This is a genomic window from Halomonas meridiana, from assembly GCF_009846525.1.
Classification (GTDB): domain Bacteria; phylum Pseudomonadota; class Gammaproteobacteria; order Pseudomonadales; family Halomonadaceae; genus Vreelandella.
In genome coordinates this window covers 2,568,796-2,586,892 of the sequence record NZ_CP024621.1, presented here as the reverse complement: position 1 = coordinate 2,586,892, position 18,097 = coordinate 2,568,796, and the positions used below count along the sequence as shown (strand labels likewise).

Here is an 18,097-nt window from a genome sequence, read left to right as displayed (position 1 = left end):
CTTGAAGCATGCTAAGCGGCGAAAGCCGCGGGTCACTGTTGATGGGAGGGCGCATGAGCGACCAGGATTACGACCGCGATCACGAACACCACGACTGGCTCACCGATGCTGAGTCTCCAGATTCCCAGGAACAGGATGCTCACGCAGAGAGTGCGCACAGCGATGACTACCGTTCGGACGGCGAACGGGTAAGCTCGTTAGTACCCGCCAGCGACATGCTGCCCGAGCGCATTTATCTCCTACCGATCCACAATCGCCCCTTTTTCCCTGCCCAGGTGCAGCCGCTGGTGATCAACCGCGAACGCTGGGAAGAGACCATGCGTCGCGTTGGCAATACGCCGCACCACACGATTGGCGTGGCCTTCGTGGGCGAGCAGGGCGTCGAATCGCTGGACCATGAGGGCTTTCCCGAGATCGGTACAGCGGTCAAGGTTCATAAACTCAAGAGCGAAGATCAGCAGATTCAGTTCATCGCTCAGGGGCTTCAGCGCTTCAAAATTCAGCGCTGGCTCTCCAAAGAGCCGCCGTATTTGGTCGAAGTGACCTACCCCAAAGAGCCGGTCAATGCCGAAGACGAAGAGACCCGTGCCTATGCCATGGCGATCATCAACGGCATCAAAGAACTGCTGCCGATCAACCCGCTGTATGGGGAAGAGCTGAAGCACTACCTAAACCGTTTCAGTCCGCATCAGCCCGGCCCACTGACCGATTTCGCGGCGGCCATCACGTCGGCCAAAGGCCCGGAGCTGCAGGATGTGCTGGCCACGCTGCCTGTCGCTGAGCGCATGCACAAAGTGCTGCCGCTGCTGCGCAAAGAGATCGATGTCGCCCAACTCCAAAGCGAAATCAGCGAGCAGGTCAACGCGCAGATGCAGGAGCGTCAGCGGGAATTCTTCCTACGCGAACAGCTCAAGGTCATTCAGCGCGAACTGGGTATCTCCAAAGATGATCGTGAAAACGACGTCGATACGTTTAGAAACCGCCTGGAATCGCTGGTGGTGCCCGAGCGGGTGCAGGCGCGCATCGATGACGAGTTGAATAAGCTCAGCGTGTTGGAAACCGGCTCCCCGGAATACGGCACCACGCGTAACTACCTCGACTGGCTGACCTCGCTGCCCTGGGGCGTCACCAGCCAGGATAAGTTGGATCTTGCCCATGCCCGGCAGGTCCTCGACCGCGACCACGACGGTTTGAAGGATGTCAAAGAGCGCATCATCGAGTTTCTGGCCGAAGGTACCTTCAAAGGCGATGTAGGTGGTTCCATCGTGCTGTTGGTAGGCCCGCCAGGGGTGGGTAAAACCTCTATTGGGCGCTCCATCGCCGAGGCGCTGGGCCGTGAGTTCTACCGCTTTTCCGTGGGGGGCATGCGAGACGAGGCCGAGATCAAAGGCCATCGTCGCACCTACGTGGGGGCAATGCCCGGTAAGCTGGTCCAGGCCTTCAAAGAGGTGGAGGTCGAGAACCCGGTCATCATGCTCGATGAGATCGACAAGCTGGGGCAATCCTTCCAGGGCGACCCTGCGTCGGCACTGCTCGAAGTCCTCGATCCTGAGCAGAACGTCGATTTTCTGGATCACTACCTCGACGTGCGCATGGATCTCTCGAAGGTGCTCTTCGTATGTACCGCCAACACACTGGATAGCATTCCCGGCCCGCTCTTGGACCGCATGGAGCAGATTCGTCTCTCAGGCTATATCGCTGAAGAGAAGCTGCAAATCGCCAAGCATCACCTCTGGCCGAAGCTGCTCAAACGCGACAATCTGCCGAAGAAGCGTATCAATCTCAGCGACGCGGCGTTAAAGCAGGTCATCGATGGGTATGCCCGCGAGGCCGGTGTTCGCCAACTGGAAAAACAGCTCCACCGTATCGTACGCAAAGCGGCAGTGAAATTGCTCGAAGAGGAGGTTGATACCGTCAAGATTTCGGTGAAAAACCTCGAAGAGTTTCTCGGTGCGCCGCTCTTCCGTAAAGAGAAAGTGCTCAAAGGTGAAGGGGTGGTGACCGGGCTGGCCTGGACCTCCATGGGTGGCGCCACGCTCCCCATCGAAGCCGGAAAAGTGCACTCGCTGGATCGCGGTTTCAAGCTGACCGGCAAGCTGGGCGATGTCATGAAGGAGTCTGCCAACATCGCCTATAGCTATACCCTTGGCCATTTGGCCGAGTATGGCGCGGATGCCGACTTCTTCGACTCCGCGTTCGTCCACCTGCACGTGCCTGAAGGCGCTACGCCCAAAGATGGCCCTTCCGCCGGGGTGACCATGACGACGGCGCTGCTATCGCTGGCGAAGCACCAAGCCATCGATCGTCCGCTGGCCATGACCGGTGAGCTGACCCTGACAGGGCAAGTTCTACCGGTGGGAGGCATTCGTGAGAAAGTCATCGCTGCGCGGCGCAGCGAGATCTTCGAGGTGATTCTCCCCGAGGCCAACCGTCGAGATTACGAGGAGCTGCCCGACTACCTCAAAGAGGGCATGACCGTTCATTTCGCCAATCGCTATAAAGACGTGGCGAACGTGGTCTTCAAATAGCGTGTGACGCCCTAAGCCTTTTCGTTCACCCCAGCGCCGCTCTGAAGAGAGCGGCGCTTTTTTACATCTGTTTACTGGTTAAGTTCCCCGGAAATTCGTGATAATGGTGCAAAATCAATTATTAAAAATAAAGCGTCAGGGAGCTTCTATGCGCAATAACCAGCCCGTTACTCAACGTGAATACGTGCTCGATGAAGAGACCGTACTCATTTCACGTTCTGATTTGAAAGGTAACGTGACCTATGCCAACGCTGCCTTCGTGGAGGTCAGCGGCTACTCGCGGGATGAGCTGCTGGGCGCACCGCACAATCTGATCCGCCACCCCGATATGCCCGAAGCGGCGTACGCCGATTTTTGGAAAACCATTCAAGCGGGCGGTACTTGGCAGGGGACGGTCAAGAATCGACGCAAAAATGGTGATTACTATTGGGTCAACGCCACGGTTGCTCCCTTGCGAGATGGCGACCGCATCGTGGGCTATACCTCGCTGCGCCGTAAAGCGTCGGCCAAGCGTATCGCGCTGGCCGAACAGGTTTATGCCGACATACGTGAAAAAGGCAAGTCACGCCGCTATGCGCTACACCAAGGGGCGTTGAAGCGTCGCGGTTTGGGCGGCATTGTGGCGCGCTTTCAATTTACTAGCCTCAAAGCCAAGCTGACGGGAATGGTCATCGCGGCGGTCGTGCTGTTAGGGCTGTCGGGCGGGCTGGGTCTGTACGGTTTGAACGTTTCCGGCGAGCGCCTGGAAACGCTCAATCGCGCCGGACTAGAGTCCGTTGCCGACCTGCAGCTCATCGAGCGCCACATTGGGTTGGCCGTGGAGGAGTTGGAACCTGCGGTCAGAAATCCGCGTCGTGTGGATATGGAGGCCGTCTCGACGCAATTAGCGGCCAACACGCAAAGTGCCCAAACACTATGGGAGACGTATCGTCAAACCAGTAGCGCGTCGCAAACGGTGCTTCAGGGGTTCGATGAGGCCTTCGCTGCTTGGCGCGCTGGCGTGAAGGGGGCCGTCGATGCGATCGACCAAGCCAACGGCTTCGCAGCGTTCGAGGCGCTCAATAGCGAGGTGCTGCCCGCCACGGCCAGTATCCGCGAGCTCAACAGTCAGCTAGTGGATGAGGAGCGAGCGGGCGCCGCCGATTTGATGGACGATGCGCGTCAAGGCCGCCAACAGATGTTTCTTGCTCAGTCGGTACTCCTACTCATTGGTATCTGCGTCCTAGTGGCGCTCAGCGTATTCATTTTGAAATCGGTGTTTCGCAGTCTGGCGGGCGCGCGCTACATGACGTTTCAAATCGCCGCGGGTAATTTGGCGGCTCGAGAGCGCCGCCAGAGCAATGACGAGTTGGGAGAGCTGCTCTACTCCCTGGATACGATGCGCTTCAGTCTTTCGAGCATCGTCGGCGACGTGGAGAACCGTGTTTCCGTGGTAACCCCCGCGATTCAGCAAATTGCCGCCGAGAACGAAGAGCTTGCCTCGCGGACGGAGCAGCAGGCGTCTTCGTTGCAGCAAACGGCGTCGAGCATGGAGGAGATGACGTCGACCGTTCAGCAAAACAACGACAATGCCCGCCAAGCCACGGAATTGGCTCAGCAAAATGCCGCCAGCACGCGGGATACCCGCCAGCAGATGGAGCAGCTCGTCGAGCGCATGCAGCGCATTGCCAAAAGCGCGGAGAAGATGACCGAGATGATCGGTGTCATCGACAGCATTGCTTTCCAAACCAACATTCTGGCGCTCAATGCGTCGGTCGAAGCAGCCCGGGCGGGCGAGCATGGGCGAGGCTTTGCCGTGGTCGCCAGCGAGGTACGCACGTTGGCAAGCCGCAGTGCCGACGCCGCCCAAGAAATTCGCAAAATGATCGATAGCACCACCCAAGAGGTGAGCGGCGGTCGAAGCGCTGTCGAGCAAGCCGAGCGCGCGATTGAAAACGTGGTGGAGCAGGTGAGCCGCGTGAGCGACCTCATGGCCTCGATTAGTACTGCGTCGAGCGAGCAGAGCAGCGGAATTGGCCAGATCAATGCCGCCATTGCCGAAATGGATGGGGTGACCCAGCAAAACGCCACCAAAGTGCAGTCGATCGCGGCCTCGGCAGACAACCTGGCGCTGGAAGCCTTCGAGCTTGCCAACGTCGTCGATGCCTTCCGCCTCGAAGGCGCTCAGGCCGAGAGCACCAGCACGGCCCGTGAAAAGCTGGCGCGGGCTCAGAAAGCCGTCAAGCAGAACGTAGCAGCCCTGCCGAGTGACGCGCCGACGCAAGAATCGAGCGCTCGCCAGCGCGCACATACGCCGGCTCACAATGAGAACGAGGAGTGGGATGCGTTTTGAATGAGGTGAGGCGCAGCGCTGCGTTTAATCACCATTGATGTATCGCATGATCGATCATTTGAATATGCCACCCGCCGGGTGGCATATTTTTTGCTGCATCTTTTGGTGTGAGGCGTTGGTCGGAAAGCGGCTCGACGTCAGGTCACGGCTTGGTAAAAAGGACGTCGCTGGGTCATAGGCAAAACAGGCCTTTCTCAAAAATAACAGGTGGGGTTCTTGATGAGCATATCCAGCCAGGCAGCATTCGAATTGTCAGACGATCAGGTGTTGATTTCACGCTCTGACCGGCAGGGAAAGATCACTTACGTTAACCAGACATTCATCGATGTCAGTGGTTACTCACAGACGGCGCTGATGGGCGAACCCCACAGCATCTTTCGTGATCCAGACATGCCCGCGTTGGTCTTCAGCAATATGTGGGCCACCATCGAAAAAGGTAGAACGTGGCAAGGGATCGTCAAAAACCGCTGTAAGAATGGCGATACGTATTGGGTGCATACCACGGTAGCGCCGCTGCTCGACGGCAACCGAGTGGCAGGTTACACGGCAATTCGTCGTAAAGCCGGGCAAAAAGCCATCGCTCGTGCCGCCAAGGCGTATAGCGCCATGCAACAGGGGCGGAGCCGACGGTTCAAGCTCCATTATGGTGCATTACGACGCACCGGCGTGCGTGGTTGGGTGCAGCGCTTTAGTTTCAGCAGTATGCAGGCCAAGCTGATGGGAATGGTCATTGTCGCCATTGCGCTGCTGGCCGTCGCGGGGGCGGCAGGCGTCTACGGGATCACCAGCTCCGCTGACCGGTTACGCACGCTGAATCAAACGGGCCTTGAAGGCGTCGCCGACCTCCAACAAATCGAGCAGGGCACCGGGCAGCTTTTGCAGGCGCTAGAACCCGCCGTGCGCAATCCGCGCCGGGCCGACCTGGATCTGCTCGAAGAGCAGTTGAGCGCACTCCAGGGGGACATCAACCAAACATGGCAAGCGTTCACTGCCCAGCGCACGGAAGCCAGCGGCGTTCAGCAGGGGCTAACAGCGCATTTGGCGACGTTCTTGAGCGGCGCTGATACGGCGTTCACCGCGATACGCGATGGCAATGGGTTCGCCGCGTTCGAGGCGTTCAATGATGTCGTGAAGCCGACCTCCGATAGCATCAGCGCCACCATCAATCTACTGGTCGATAACGAGCGTAGCGCAGCGCAAACGCTCATGACCAATGCCGAGCGTCAGCAGCAGTGGTTACTGTGGGGCCAGTTGGGCGTTCTCCTGTTCGGTATTTTGATGATGGTGGGGCTCAGCGTGGCCGTGCTGCGTTCACTGATCCGCTCTCTCAACGAGGCGCGCCGTGTGACGTTTCAAATTGCGGCGGGCAACTTGGCCAACCGTGTCACTCTCAAACGCGACGATGAGTTGGGGGAGCTCCTGGCTTCCCTGGAAACCATGCGCGCCAGTCTCTCTGGCTTGATTACCGAAGTCGGTAACAAAGTGGAGATCGTCACGCCTGCCTCGGAGCATATCCAGCAGCAAAACGAGGAGTTGGCGTCGCGCACCGAGCAGCAGGCCTCTTCGCTGCAACAAACGGCGTCCAGCATGGATCAAATGACGGCCACGGTGCAGCAGAACACCGAGAACGCACGCCAGGCCAATCAACTGGCCATGCAAAATGCCACCACCAGCCGTGAAACGGGGGAGCGCATGCAGGCGCTGGTGGAGCGAATGGAGCGCATCGCGGCCAGTGCCGACAAAATGAACGACATCATCACCGTCATTGATGGCATCGCCTTCCAGACCAATATTCTGGCCTTGAACGCGTCGGTCGAAGCCGCCAGGGCAGGGGAGCAGGGGCGCGGCTTTGCCGTGGTCGCCAACGAGGTGCGCAACTTGGCCGGGCGCAGTGCCGAGGCGGCGGGTGAGATTCGTCGGTTGATCGATACCTCCTCTCAAGAGATTGCCGGTGGCGCGGATGCCGTCAAAGAGGCCGAACGGGCCATCGACCAGGTCGTCAACCAAGTGATGCGTGTCAGCGATATCATGGAAGAGATCAGCACCGCCTCGGACGAGCAGAGCAGCGGTATCGCCCAGATCAATACGGCGGTCTCTGAGATGGATCATGTCACCCAGCAGAACGCGAGCAAAGTACAATCGATCTCCGGCGCTGCCCAGCGGTTGACCAACGAAGCGCTCGACCTAGCGAACGTGATTGCCGCCTTCCGTTTAGAAGGCGCAGAGGAGGAGAGCAGCGAAGCCGCGCGGATGCGACTGTCTCGGCGTGATGCCTCTACTTCCAGCCTGCCGTCGCAGCGCCAAGACGAGGCGCAGGCAGAAGCGCCATCCCGTCCGGCGCTCAACCGGCCTGAAACCGCCCCCGCCGAAGAGGAATGGGAGACCTTTTAACCGTCCATAGGCATCACACGCGTTTGGTTGCCCTCTACATCTAGTCTCTGCGGTGCGCTCATGCCACAATCTAAGGCCGCTGGATTCAATTGCCTGCCGCCACGTATGCGGCAGGCCACGATAAAGATGTAGAGGACACCATGCCCGAGTACCGCTCCCGTACCACCACCGCTGGCCGCAATATGGCTGGCGCTCGTGCCCTTTGGCGTGCCACCGGTATGAAAGATGACGACTTTCATAAACCGATCATTGCGGTCGCCAACTCGTTTACCCAGTTCGTCCCGGGCCATGTCCACCTAAAAGACATGGGCCAACTGGTGGCGCGTGAAATCGAAAAAGCGGGTGGCGTTGCCAAGGAGTTCAACACCATCGCCGTGGACGATGGGATCGCCATGGGCCACGACGGTATGCTCTATTCGCTGCCGAGTCGCGACATCATTGCCGATAGCGTCGAGTACATGTGCAACGCCCACTGTGCCGATGCGCTGGTGTGTATCTCCAACTGCGACAAGATCACCCCTGGCATGCTGATGGCCGCGATGCGCCTCAATATTCCGGTCATTTTCGTCTCCGGCGGCCCGATGGAAGCCGGTAAAACCAAACTCCTGGATCACGGCCTCGACCTCGTCGATGCCATGGTCATGGCGGCCGACGACAGTGTCGATGACGAAACCCTGGCCGAAGTCGAGCGCAGTGCGTGCCCTACCTGCGGAAGCTGCTCGGGTATGTTCACCGCCAACTCCATGAACTGTCTCACCGAAGCATTGGGGTTGGCCTTGCCGGGTAACGGCACCGTCCTGGCGACCCACGCCGATCGTCGCCGTCTGTTCGAGACCGCCGGTCATCGCATCGTCGAGCTGGCCAAACGCTATTACGAGGGCGAAGAGGCGCACCTGCTCCCCCGCGCGATTGGTAGCAAAGCCGCCTTCAAGAACGCCATGACGCTGGATATCGCCATGGGCGGCTCGACCAACACCATTCTTCACCTGCTGGCCGCCGCCCAAGAAGCGGAAGTTGACTTCACCATGGCGGATATCGACCGTCTCTCTCGGGAAGTGCCGCAGCTGTGCAAGGTGGCCCCCAATACCCAGAAGTACCACATCGAGGACGTCCACCGTGCCGGTGGGATCATGGCCATTCTCGGTGAGCTGGACCGGGCAGGCGTGCTCGATACCTCGGTGCCGACCGTCTACGGCGACAGCCTAAAAGCAGCGTTGGACGAGTGGGACATCATGCGCTCGCCAAGCCCTGATGTGGTGGAGTTCTTCAAAGCAGGCCCGGGCGGTGTTCCGACACAAACCGCTTTCTCCCAAAGCGCCCGCTGGCCAAGCCTGGATGGCGACCGCGCCACCGGCTGTATCCGTGATTTGGAACATGCGTTCTCCCGCGAGGGCGGTTTGGCCGTGCTGTACGGCAACATCGCGCTGGATGGCTGCGTGGTGAAAACCGCCGGCGTCGATGACTCCATTCTGGTGTTTGAAGGCAAAGCCCACGTGGTGGAGTCTCAAGACCAAGCGGTGGCCAACGTGTTGGAAGGCAAAGTGAAAGAGGGCGATGTGGTCGTCATCCGCTACGAAGGCCCCAAAGGTGGCCCCGGTATGCAGGAGATGCTGTATCCGACCTCGTATCTGAAATCGAAAGGGCTGGGCAAGGCTTGTGCACTGCTCACCGATGGCCGTTTCTCTGGCGGTACCTCGGGCCTGTCGATCGGTCATGTCTCTCCGGAAGCAGCAGCAGGGGGCGCCATTGGTTTGGTCGAGCAAGGGGATACCATCCTGATCGACATTCCCAACCGCTCGATCAACGTGCAGCTAAGCGACGCCGAGCTGGCCAAACGCCGTGAAGCGATGGACGCCAAAGGCAAAGACGCCTGGAAACCGGTCGAGCAGCGTCCGCGTAAGGTCACTCCAGCGCTCAAGGCCTATGCGCTACTCGCTACCTCCGCTGACAAAGGCGCGGTACGCGACCTCTCCAAGCTGGATTAAGCGACATCACAGCCCGTCTCGTGCGGGCTGTTTTTTTGCCAACCTGAACCGTCACATCGACTAAGGATTGTAATGAAGGCGATCATCAACGTTGGCCTCGTTGGCTATGGGTTTGCGAGCAAGACGTTTCACGCCCCTTTGATTCAAGCGACCGAAGGGCTGGATTTAGTGGCCGTCTCGTCGAGCGATGCGGCCAAGGTGAAAGCGGATCTGCCCAATGTCGAGGTAGAAAGCCAAGCGCTGGCGCTATGTAAGCGACCGGATATCGATCTCATCGTCATTCCCACGCCGAACGACACGCACTTCCCGTTGGCCAAAGCGGCCCTCACGGCAGGGAAACACGTGGTGGTCGATAAGCCGTTTACCGTTACGCTCTCCGAGGCCAAGCAGCTTAAAGCTCTGGCGGTTGATAAAGAGCGGCTGATATCGGTCTTTCATAACCGCCGTTGGGATAGCGATTTCCTGACACTGAAAGCGCTCTTGGAAGCAGGGACGCTGGGGCGGATAACAGGATTCGAATCGCGCTTTGACCGTTTCCGCCCAGAAGTACGGGATCGCTGGCGAGAAAAGGCCACGCCAGGGGGCGGGATCTGGTACGACTTGGGGCCTCACCTGCTGGATCAAGCGTGCGAACTGTTCGGTCTGCCCCATGCCATATTCCTAGAGCTGGGCGTACGGCGTGATGGCGCCAAAGCCGATGATGACTTTCTCGCCCTGCTAGAGTACGACGGTCGACGCGTCAGTTTGAGTGCGGGCACGCTGGTTGCCGAGCCGACGCCGCGTTACCGTCTCCACGGCACGAAAGGTAGCTATATCAAATATGGCCTAGATCCGCAGGAAGATCGCTTGAAAGCCGGAGAGGTGCCGTCCCCATCCTGGGGAGAGGATAGCCCTGGAACGCTTACCCTGCGCGAGGAAGACGGCGAAGACGCACCGCTCGTCCGTCACGAGCACCCCACGCTACCGGGTGATTACCTAGCGTATTACCAAGGCGTGAGTGCGGCGATTCGTGATAAAGCGCCGCTGCCCGTGGATATCGATGACGCCCTGCGTAGCATGGCCCTGCTGGAAGCTGGCCTAGATAGCCACCGCCAGCGTCGCTGGATCTCGCTCAAGCATCATCTGTAATGCACCGCAGCCAGAACGCCTAGCGCGTTCTGACTGTGAAGCCAAACAGTTACAGCAAATCCATGTCGCTACTGCGCCGCTCTTCGCGCAACTTATCCCGCGCAATATAGAGCGCCGCGATGGCGCGCGCTTCGTGGAAGTCCTCGCGCATGAGTAGGGCAGGCAGCTCTTCGATGGCATGGGTCTCTACAATCAGCGGCTCTGGCTCGTCGCCCGGTAAGCGCTTGGGGTAGAGGTCCGTTGCCATTAACACCTGCATGCGGTGGCGCATATAGTTGGGTGCTAGTGACAGCTCCACCAACGGCTCAATGCGGTGCGCACCGAAGCCGCACTCCTCCATCAGCTCGCGATTGGCGGCGGTGATGATGTCTTCGCCCGGGTCGACCAAACCTTTGGGAAGCGTCAGCACATAATCTTCGAACCCCGCGGCATACTCCCGAATGAGCAGTACATGGTCCGGGTCGGGCATGGCAATAATCATCACCGCGCCGCGGTCAGCGCCCGTGAGTCGCTCGAACTGTCGCTCCTCGCCGTTGGAGAAACGTAAATCCAACGACTCGATTTGGAACAGGCGGCTTTGGGCAACGCGCTGTCGCCCCAGTATTTGCGGCTTGCGTGGATAGCCGCTCGGCGTATGGTCGTTAGCTGTATCGTCGCGTGACATTCTGCCTCCGTGGCTGCAAAAAACGGGTTACGCTACAATAGCACGCTTACTCTTTCAGACTGGAGCGGCAATGATTGATTGGCGCGAGATCGATACCGTCCTGCTCGACATGGACGGCACGCTGCTAGACCTTCACTTCGACAGCCACTTTTGGCTCGAACATCTGCCACGTCGCTACGTAGAGCTGCATCAGCTCGACCAAGCCAGTCAGGATGCACTTAAAGCACGCATTATGGGTGAGCAGGGCACGCTGAACTGGTACAGCCTCGCCTACTGGAGCCGCGAGCTGAACGTGGATATCGTTGCCCTCAAGCGCGAAGTACAGCACTTGATTGGGCTACGCAGCGATGCTTTGGATTTCCTCACATGGCTCAAGCAAGCTCACCCCAGAGTGGTGCTTGCTACGAATGCCGACCGCGCAAGCCTCGCATTAAAACTCCCGCTCACGGGGTTGGAAAACTACCTAGACGCCATCATCTCATCAGAAGATGTGGGCGCGGCCAAAGAGGAGCAAGCCTTCTGGTTTGCACTTCAAGAACGCGAGCCGTTCGACCCTGCCCGCACGCTCTTCATCGATGATAACCCCCGCGTGTTGGAGAGCGCCCGCGAGTTTGGCATCCGACATCTGCTGGGTATCAAGCAGCCCGATAGCCAGCGCCCTGAAAAAGAGCTACAGGAATTCATTGCCCTTGACCGATTTGCCCAACTGCTGCCCGCTGACCTGCCGGGGCAGCACTCACCTAGCTGAGGAGAGCGTATGAGTGACAGCGTTCGCTTGGATAAGTGGCTATGGGCAGCGCGGTTTTTCAAAACCCGTGCCCTAGCCAAAAAAGCCATTGAGGGCGGAAAGGTCCACTACGACGGTGCCCGTGTCAAAACCAGCAAGAACGTCGAGCTGGGTGCCTTGATTCGCGTACCTCAAGGCTGGGATATTTTCGAGGTGGAGGTCACGGCGCTTTCGGATCAGCGTCGTGGCGCCCCAGAAGCGCGTAAGCTCTATACAGAAACCGAAGAGAGTGCGAAACGCCGTGCCAAAGAAGCCGAGGCGCGCCGTTTGACCAATGAAGCCATGCAGCATCCTCTCAAGCGTCCCGATAAAAAGCAGCGGCGCGATATCCAGCGTTTTCAGCGTCAGCAAGGGGAGTAAGCCGTCGCTTACCCCTACGCTCTCCCATGACTCCTTCTTCTTATGGTCTCGTTATGTCCGATCAAATCCAACGTTTTCTGTTCGACCAAACCAACGTGCGGGGCGAAATCGTCACGCTCGGCACCGCTTACCATGAGGTGCTCGACCGTCACGCCTACCCACCTGCGGTCAACCAGCTGCTAGGTGAGCTGCTGGCGGCGGTGGCGCTACTGACCGATACCGTAAAGCTCGATGGCACGCTGAGCATCGAGGTCCGCGGCCAAGGGGCGCTCGCCCTGCTCATGGCCGAATCCAACCCTGGTGGCGAGCTGCGAGCCATTGCCCGTATTGCCGAAGACGCCGCGTTGCCCAGCAAGCACGCCAGCTTCCGCGAGCTGGTAGGCGAGGGCCAAATCGTGATTACCCTCGACCCGCGCGAAGGGCACCGCTACCAAGGGATCGTCGCGCTGGACCACGATACTCTGGGCGGGTGTTTGGAAGCCTATTTCGGCCAATCCGAGCAGTTGCCGACTCGGTTATGGCTGGCGGCCGATGGCGAGCGAGCTGGCGGTTTGCTGCTTCAGCGATTGCCGGATGCCTCGCAGAACCAGGATGTCGATGCCTGGGAGCGCAGCGTACATCTGGCGGATACCATCAAGCCCGAGGAACTGTTGGGGTTGGAGCAGCGAGAGGTGCTCTATCGTCTCTACCATGAAGAGACCGTGCGGGTCTTCGAACCGAAAGCACTGCGTTTTGGCTGCACCTGCTCTCGGGAGCGTATGAGCCACGCCCTTTACACGCTGGGCAAAGAGGAACTCCGCGATATTCTGCGCGAACAAGGGGCTATTGATACGCAATGCCACTTTTGTCACACGAAATATCACTACACCGCCGCCGATATTGAAATTTTATTGGAAGACCCGGGCGCGCCGCCGCCGGTGATTCACTAATTGTGTAGTCGGCCCTTAGCACGCAGGCTGTTTGGCCCCTGGGCTGCATCCCCCATGTCGCCCCGCCTAGCGGCCGAATGGCAAACGAGTGTTTGAAAACATACTGCGCTGCAACACAAAATGTAGTGTCATTGTAGTAGTTTAACTACAAGATATTTGGTCAAAGCCCCCGTTTCCCGGGGGTTTTCTTTTTGCCATAATGCGCCGGACTTCAGCGCACCTAGCCAGCTGTGACCGCCATGCCAGCGGCTAGGATGATTTCTCAAGGCGTCGGCGACGCCCGGTAAACATAGAGACCCAGGAATCGACATGACCACGACTCAAGCCGCTCCCCAAGCCCACGTCAATCTCAGCAGCGCCGAACTGATCGAGCGCGCCGTGGCCCGTGGTGAAGGCCGCCTGTCCGCCAATGGTGCTCTGGTAGTAAACACCGGCCTGCGCACTGGGCGTTCGCCGAAAGATCGTTATATTGTCGATGAACCCACGACCCGCGACAGCATCGACTGGGGTAGTGTCAACCGCCCCTTCGACGCGGAAAAGTTTTCAGCCCTGTGGGCGCGCGTGGAAGAGCACCTGGGCGGCGTCGAGCATTTCGTCTCTGAACTGCATGTCGGCAGCGATGCCACTCACTACCTGCCGGTACGCGTGACCACGGAAACCGCCTGGCAGAACCTGTTTGGTCGCACCATGTTCGTCCGCCCGCAGGCCTACAACCAGGCGGCCAAAGAGGAGTGGACGATTCTTAACGCCGCTGGCTTCGAGTGTGACCCGAACCGCGACGGCACCAATTCCGATGGCTGCGTCATCATCAATTTCGCCGAGCGTAAAGTGCTGATCGCTGGCATGCGCTACGCAGGCGAAATGAAGAAAGCCATGTTCTCCGTTCAAAACTTCCTGCTGCCCGCTTCCGACGTGCTGCCGATGCACTGCTCGGCCAACGTGGGCGAAGATGGTGAGACCTGCCTGTTCTTCGGTCTCTCTGGCACCGGTAAAACCACGCTGTCTGCCGACCAGGCGCGCTTCTTGATTGGTGATGACGAACACGCCTGGGGCGACGGTATCGTCTTCAACATGGAAGGCGGCTGCTACGCCAAGTGCATCGACCTGTCTGAGAAGAACGAGCCGGTCATCTGGAACGCGATCAAGTTCGGCACCGTGCTGGAAAACGTCGTACTCGACGACCGCCGCGAGCCGGATTACGCCGACGACAGCCTGACTCAGAACTCCCGCGCGGCTTACCCGCTGGAGCACGTCGAAAAACGTGTCGCGGAAAATCTGGCAGGCGAGCCGAACGCCATCGTCTTTCTGACCTGCGATATGTCCGGTGTGCTGCCGCCGGTTTCCGTGCTGTCCAAAGAAGCAGCGGCTTACCACTTCCTGTCAGGCTACACGGCCAAAGTCGGCTCCACCGAAATGGGCTCGTCCGAAGGCTTGGCGGCGACGTTCTCCACCTGCTTCGGGGCACCATTCTTCCCGCGCCCGGCCCGTGAGTACGCGGACCTGCTCATCAAGCGCGTCGAGAAAAAAGACGCTCAGGTTTACTTGGTCAATACTGGCTGGACCGGCGGTGCTTATGGTGAAGGCGGCTCGCGTTTCTCCATTCCAACCACCCGCGCGATCATTAGCGCCATCCAGTCGGGCATTCTTCGTGATGTGGACACCAAGCACATCGATGGCCTGAACTTGAATGTGCCGGTCGCCGTACCGGGTGTCGATTCCAGCCTGCTCGACCCGCGTGAAACATGGGCAGACCGCGACGCCTACGACCGCCACTTGCAAGAGCTGGCCACGAAATTCGTCGATAACTTCAAGAAGTTTGAGGGCGTTAACGAAGCAATCATTCAAGCGGGCCCGCAGTTGACGTAATTTTTTACGCCTCGCTGTAAGTTGTCGAACGTACGGACAACTAAGTAGTCAGAAAGGGACGGTGCCACGGCACTGTCCCTTTTTCATATCTGCTTGTTTCTCTTTGCTATTCGACCGTTGTCGATGGGAGTCACGCCAATGAAACGTCGCCACTTTTTAGGCTTGGCAGGGTTGACCGGTTTAGCCGGTGTGCTGCCAGGGGTCTCGTTCGGTTTTCCTCGTCTCGATCTCGAAGCCGCGCCTGGGTTGGAAAAACTGGAACTGAGTGAAGAGGCGTGGCGGGAGCGCCTCTCGGACGACGCCTTTTACGTACTGCGTGAAGAGGGCACCGAAGCGGCGTTCTCGAGCCCTTTGGATAAACAGTACGGTGAGGGCGAGTACCGTTGTGCAGGCTGTGATTTGCTGCTGTTCACCAGTGCTATGAAGTACGACTCGGGCACGGGTTGGCCGAGTTTCTTCGAACATGTCGAAGGTCACTTGCTGACCAAGCTGGATTTCAAACTGGTTTGGCCGCGCACCGAGTACCACTGCGCACGCTGCGGTGGGCACCAAGGCCACGTCTTCGAAGATGGTCCCGAGCCTACCGGCCTGCGCTGGTGCAACAACGGCGTAGCGCTGCGTTTCGTGCCCGCCTAGCAGTATGGGGTGTCGGCCACTCAGTCCATGCGACCCAAGCCATGCCACCCCAGGTGGTTTGTGGTACCTTGTCGGCACCTCGAATGCTGCATGAGTTAGTTGCACGTTATGGATGTCAAACAACGCATTACTGCACGCTTGGCTGAAGAGCTAAGCGTCCGGCCTGAACAGGTCGCCGCCACGGTAGAGCTTCTGGATGGGGGCGCTACCGTGCCTTTTATTGCCCGTTACCGTAAAGAAGTCACCGGCGCGCTGGATGATACGCAGCTTCGCCAGTTGGACGAACGCCTGCGCTACCTGCGCGAGCTGGAAGAGCGTCGTGAGGCGGTACTCGCCGCCATCGATGAGCAGGGCAAGCTGGATTCGACCCTCAGAGCGACCATTCAAGCCGCCGATACCAAGCAGCGTTTGGAAGATTTATACCTCCCCTTCAAGAAAAAGCGCCGCACTAAAGCGCAAATTGCCCGTGAAGCGGGGCTGGAGCCGCTGGCGGATGCGCTGCTGGCAAATCCAACGCTTGAGCCCGAAAGCGAAGCCGCCCAATACCTGCGCGAAGCCGAAGGGGATATCCCCGCCATTGAAGATGCCAAGGCGGCGCTGGATGGTGCCAAGCAGATTCTGATGGAGCGCTTTGCAGAAGACCCCGAGCTGATTGGTCAACTGCGGGAGCGGCTATGGCAAGAAGGCGAACTCAGTGCGCGCGTGCTGGATGGCAAACAGCAGGAGGGCGCTAAGTTCTCCGACTACTTCGAGCACGATGAAAAGCTGGCGAAAGTGCCCTCGCACCGGGCGCTGGCCATGTTCCGTGGCCGCAATGAAGGCGTCTTGAGCCTAGCGATCCGTTTGCCGGGTGAAGACGACGCGCCGATTCATCCTGCGCAAGTGGCGATTGCCAAGCAGGTGGGCATTAGCGATGAGGGGCGCGCGGCGGATAAGTGGCTGAGCGAAGTGGTGCGCTGGACCTGGCGTGTGAAACTTTACACTGCGCTGGAAACCGAGCTGCTGGGCCGCCTGCGTGACCAGGCCGAACAGACTGCCATCGACGTGTTTGCCGCCAACCTCAAAGACCTGCTCCTGGCAGCGCCTGCCGGGCAGAAAGTGACTCTGGCACTCGACCCCGGCCTGCGTACCGGCTGTAAAGTAGCAGTGATCGATGCCACCGGCCAGTTCGTCGACCAAGCCACCATTTATCCCCATGCGCCGCAAAACCGTTGGGACGAGTCGCTCAACGTGCTCGCTAAGCTGGTCAAGCAGCATGGCGTTGAGTTGATCGCCGTGGGTAACGGCACCGCCAGCCGAGAAACCGACAAACTAGCGGGTGAGCTGGTAAAAGCGCTGGCGCCTGCCCACCGGCTGAGCAAGGTGATGGTGTCCGAGGCGGGCGCATCGGTGTACTCGGCATCCGAGTACGCTGCGCGCGAACTGCCGGATCTCGACGTGACCATTCGCGGTGCCGTCTCGATTGCCCGGCGTTTGCAAGACCCCTTGGCCGAGCTGGTGAAGATCGAACCCAAATCCATCGGCGTTGGCCAATATCAGCACGATGTTTCCCAAGTGCAGCTCTCGCGTAGCTTGGAAGCGGTCATCGAAGACTGTGTGAACGCCGTGGGCGTGGATCTCAACACCGCCTCCAGCGCGCTGCTGTCTCGTGTCGCAGGGCTAAGCGCCGCCATCGCCGAAAATATCGTGGCCCAGCGTAACGTGCAGGGGGCATTCAAGAGCCGTAAAGAGCTGCTGGAAGTGAGCCGTCTAGGCCCGAAAACCTTCGAGCAGTGCGCAGGCTTTCTACGCATTAGCAATGCCGATAACCCGCTGGATGCCAGTGCTGTTCACCCCGAGGCCTATACGCTGGTGGAGCGTATCGCCAAGCAGAATAGTCGTGATGTGAAAGGCCTGATTGGCGACAGCGCCACTCTGAAAGCGCTCAAGCCCGCCGACTTCGCCGACGAGCGTTTTGGTGTGCCTACGGTTAGCGACATTCTCAAAGAGCTGGACAAGCCCGGTCGCGACCCGCGGCCCGAATTCAAAGCTGCCGAATTCCGTGAGGGCGTCGAAACCCTCAAAGACCTCAAGCTGGGCATGGTGCTGGAAGGCACCGTCACCAACGTGACCCACTTCGGGGCGTTTGTGGATATTGGCGTTCATCAAGACGGCTTGGTGCATATCTCGGCGCTGTCCGACCGCTTCATCGATGACCCGCGCAGCGTCGTCAAAGCGGGCGATATCGTCACGGTCAAAGTGATGAGCGTGGACATTCCGCGGAAACGGGTAGGGCTATCCATGCGCCTGGATGACGAACCGGAACAGCCCGATGCGCCGGGCACCACGGCCTCGGCAGCGCCGCGTAAACCTGCTCGCAGCCAGCGCCAAGGTGGTCAGCGTCAGGGAGGTCAAGCCAATGAAGCCCCAGCCGCCATGGGCGCGCTGGGGGCTGCGTTACTCAAGGCCAAGCGGGGCAAATAGTCGCGTGTCTTGAATATTTAACCATTGC

The 18,097-nt window shown here is 59.1% G+C and carries 12 protein-coding genes; 11 read left to right on the top strand and 1 reads right to left on the bottom strand.

Annotated features, from left to right (window positions below; genetic code table 11):
* The first annotated feature begins 53 nt into the window (after positions 1 to 53).
* The 5 genes from lon to CTT34_RS12395 all read left to right on the top strand — a co-directional run bounded on the left by lon (position 54) and on the right by CTT34_RS12395 (position 10,364).
* A complete protein-coding gene (gene lon, locus CTT34_RS12415) occupies positions 54 to 2,528 on the top strand; it encodes an endopeptidase La (RefSeq protein WP_159342710.1) in 2,475 nt (824 codons plus the stop codon).
* A gap of 148 nt (positions 2,529 to 2,676) precedes the next feature.
* Complete coding sequence (locus CTT34_RS12410; protein WP_159342709.1) at positions 2,677 to 4,860, top strand: methyl-accepting chemotaxis protein; 2,184 nt, start codon at positions 2,677 to 2,679, stop codon at positions 4,858 to 4,860.
* Positions 4,861 to 5,079: 219 nt separating this feature from the next.
* Complete coding sequence (locus tag CTT34_RS12405; RefSeq protein WP_159342708.1) at positions 5,080 to 7,251, top strand: methyl-accepting chemotaxis protein; 2,172 nt, start codon at positions 5,080 to 5,082, stop codon at positions 7,249 to 7,251.
* A gap of 140 nt (positions 7,252 to 7,391) precedes the next feature.
* Positions 7,392 to 9,236: a dihydroxy-acid dehydratase gene (ilvD, locus tag CTT34_RS12400; RefSeq protein ID WP_159343787.1), complete on the top strand. Its 1,845-nt coding sequence runs from the start codon at positions 7,392 to 7,394 to the stop codon at positions 9,234 to 9,236.
* 72 nt (positions 9,237 to 9,308) lie between these two features.
* Complete coding sequence (locus CTT34_RS12395) at positions 9,309 to 10,364, top strand: oxidoreductase (RefSeq protein WP_159342707.1); 1,056 nt, start codon at positions 9,309 to 9,311, stop codon at positions 10,362 to 10,364.
* A 49-nt stretch (positions 10,365 to 10,413) separates the two neighbouring features.
* Here the strand turns inward: CTT34_RS12395 and nudE are convergent, their stop codons facing one another.
* On the bottom strand, positions 10,414 to 11,028 hold the full coding sequence (gene nudE, locus CTT34_RS12390) for an ADP compounds hydrolase NudE (RefSeq protein ID WP_159342706.1): 615 nt from the start codon (positions 11,026 to 11,028) through the stop codon (positions 10,414 to 10,416).
* 70 nt (positions 11,029 to 11,098) lie between these two features.
* Between nudE and yrfG the strand changes: the two genes are divergently transcribed.
* From yrfG to CTT34_RS12360, 6 genes are all read left to right on the top strand, one after another.
* On the top strand, positions 11,099 to 11,776 hold the full coding sequence (gene yrfG, locus CTT34_RS12385; protein WP_159342705.1) for a GMP/IMP nucleotidase: 678 nt from the start codon (positions 11,099 to 11,101) through the stop codon (positions 11,774 to 11,776).
* Between the two features lie 9 nt (positions 11,777 to 11,785).
* A complete protein-coding gene (hslR, locus tag CTT34_RS12380) occupies positions 11,786 to 12,175 on the top strand; it encodes a ribosome-associated heat shock protein Hsp15 (RefSeq protein ID WP_159342704.1) in 390 nt (129 codons plus the stop codon).
* A 53-nt stretch (positions 12,176 to 12,228) separates the two neighbouring features.
* Positions 12,229 to 13,104 carry an Hsp33 family molecular chaperone HslO gene (gene hslO, locus CTT34_RS12375; RefSeq protein WP_159342703.1) on the top strand — a complete coding sequence of 292 codons (876 nt, stop codon included), beginning with the start codon at positions 12,229 to 12,231 and terminating at the stop codon, positions 13,102 to 13,104.
* 309 nt (positions 13,105 to 13,413) lie between these two features.
* On the top strand, positions 13,414 to 14,970 hold the full coding sequence (locus CTT34_RS12370) for a phosphoenolpyruvate carboxykinase (RefSeq protein WP_159342702.1): 1,557 nt from the start codon (positions 13,414 to 13,416) through the stop codon (positions 14,968 to 14,970).
* A gap of 138 nt (positions 14,971 to 15,108) precedes the next feature.
* The gene (gene msrB / locus CTT34_RS12365; RefSeq protein ID WP_159342701.1) at positions 15,109 to 15,606 is read left to right on the top strand and encodes a peptide-methionine (R)-S-oxide reductase MsrB; all 498 of its coding nucleotides are present in this window, start codon (positions 15,109 to 15,111) and stop codon (positions 15,604 to 15,606) included.
* A 108-nt stretch (positions 15,607 to 15,714) separates the two neighbouring features.
* A complete protein-coding gene (locus tag CTT34_RS12360; protein WP_159342700.1) occupies positions 15,715 to 18,069 on the top strand; it encodes a Tex family protein in 2,355 nt (784 codons plus the stop codon).
* The last annotated feature ends 28 nt before the right edge of the window (positions 18,070 to 18,097 follow it).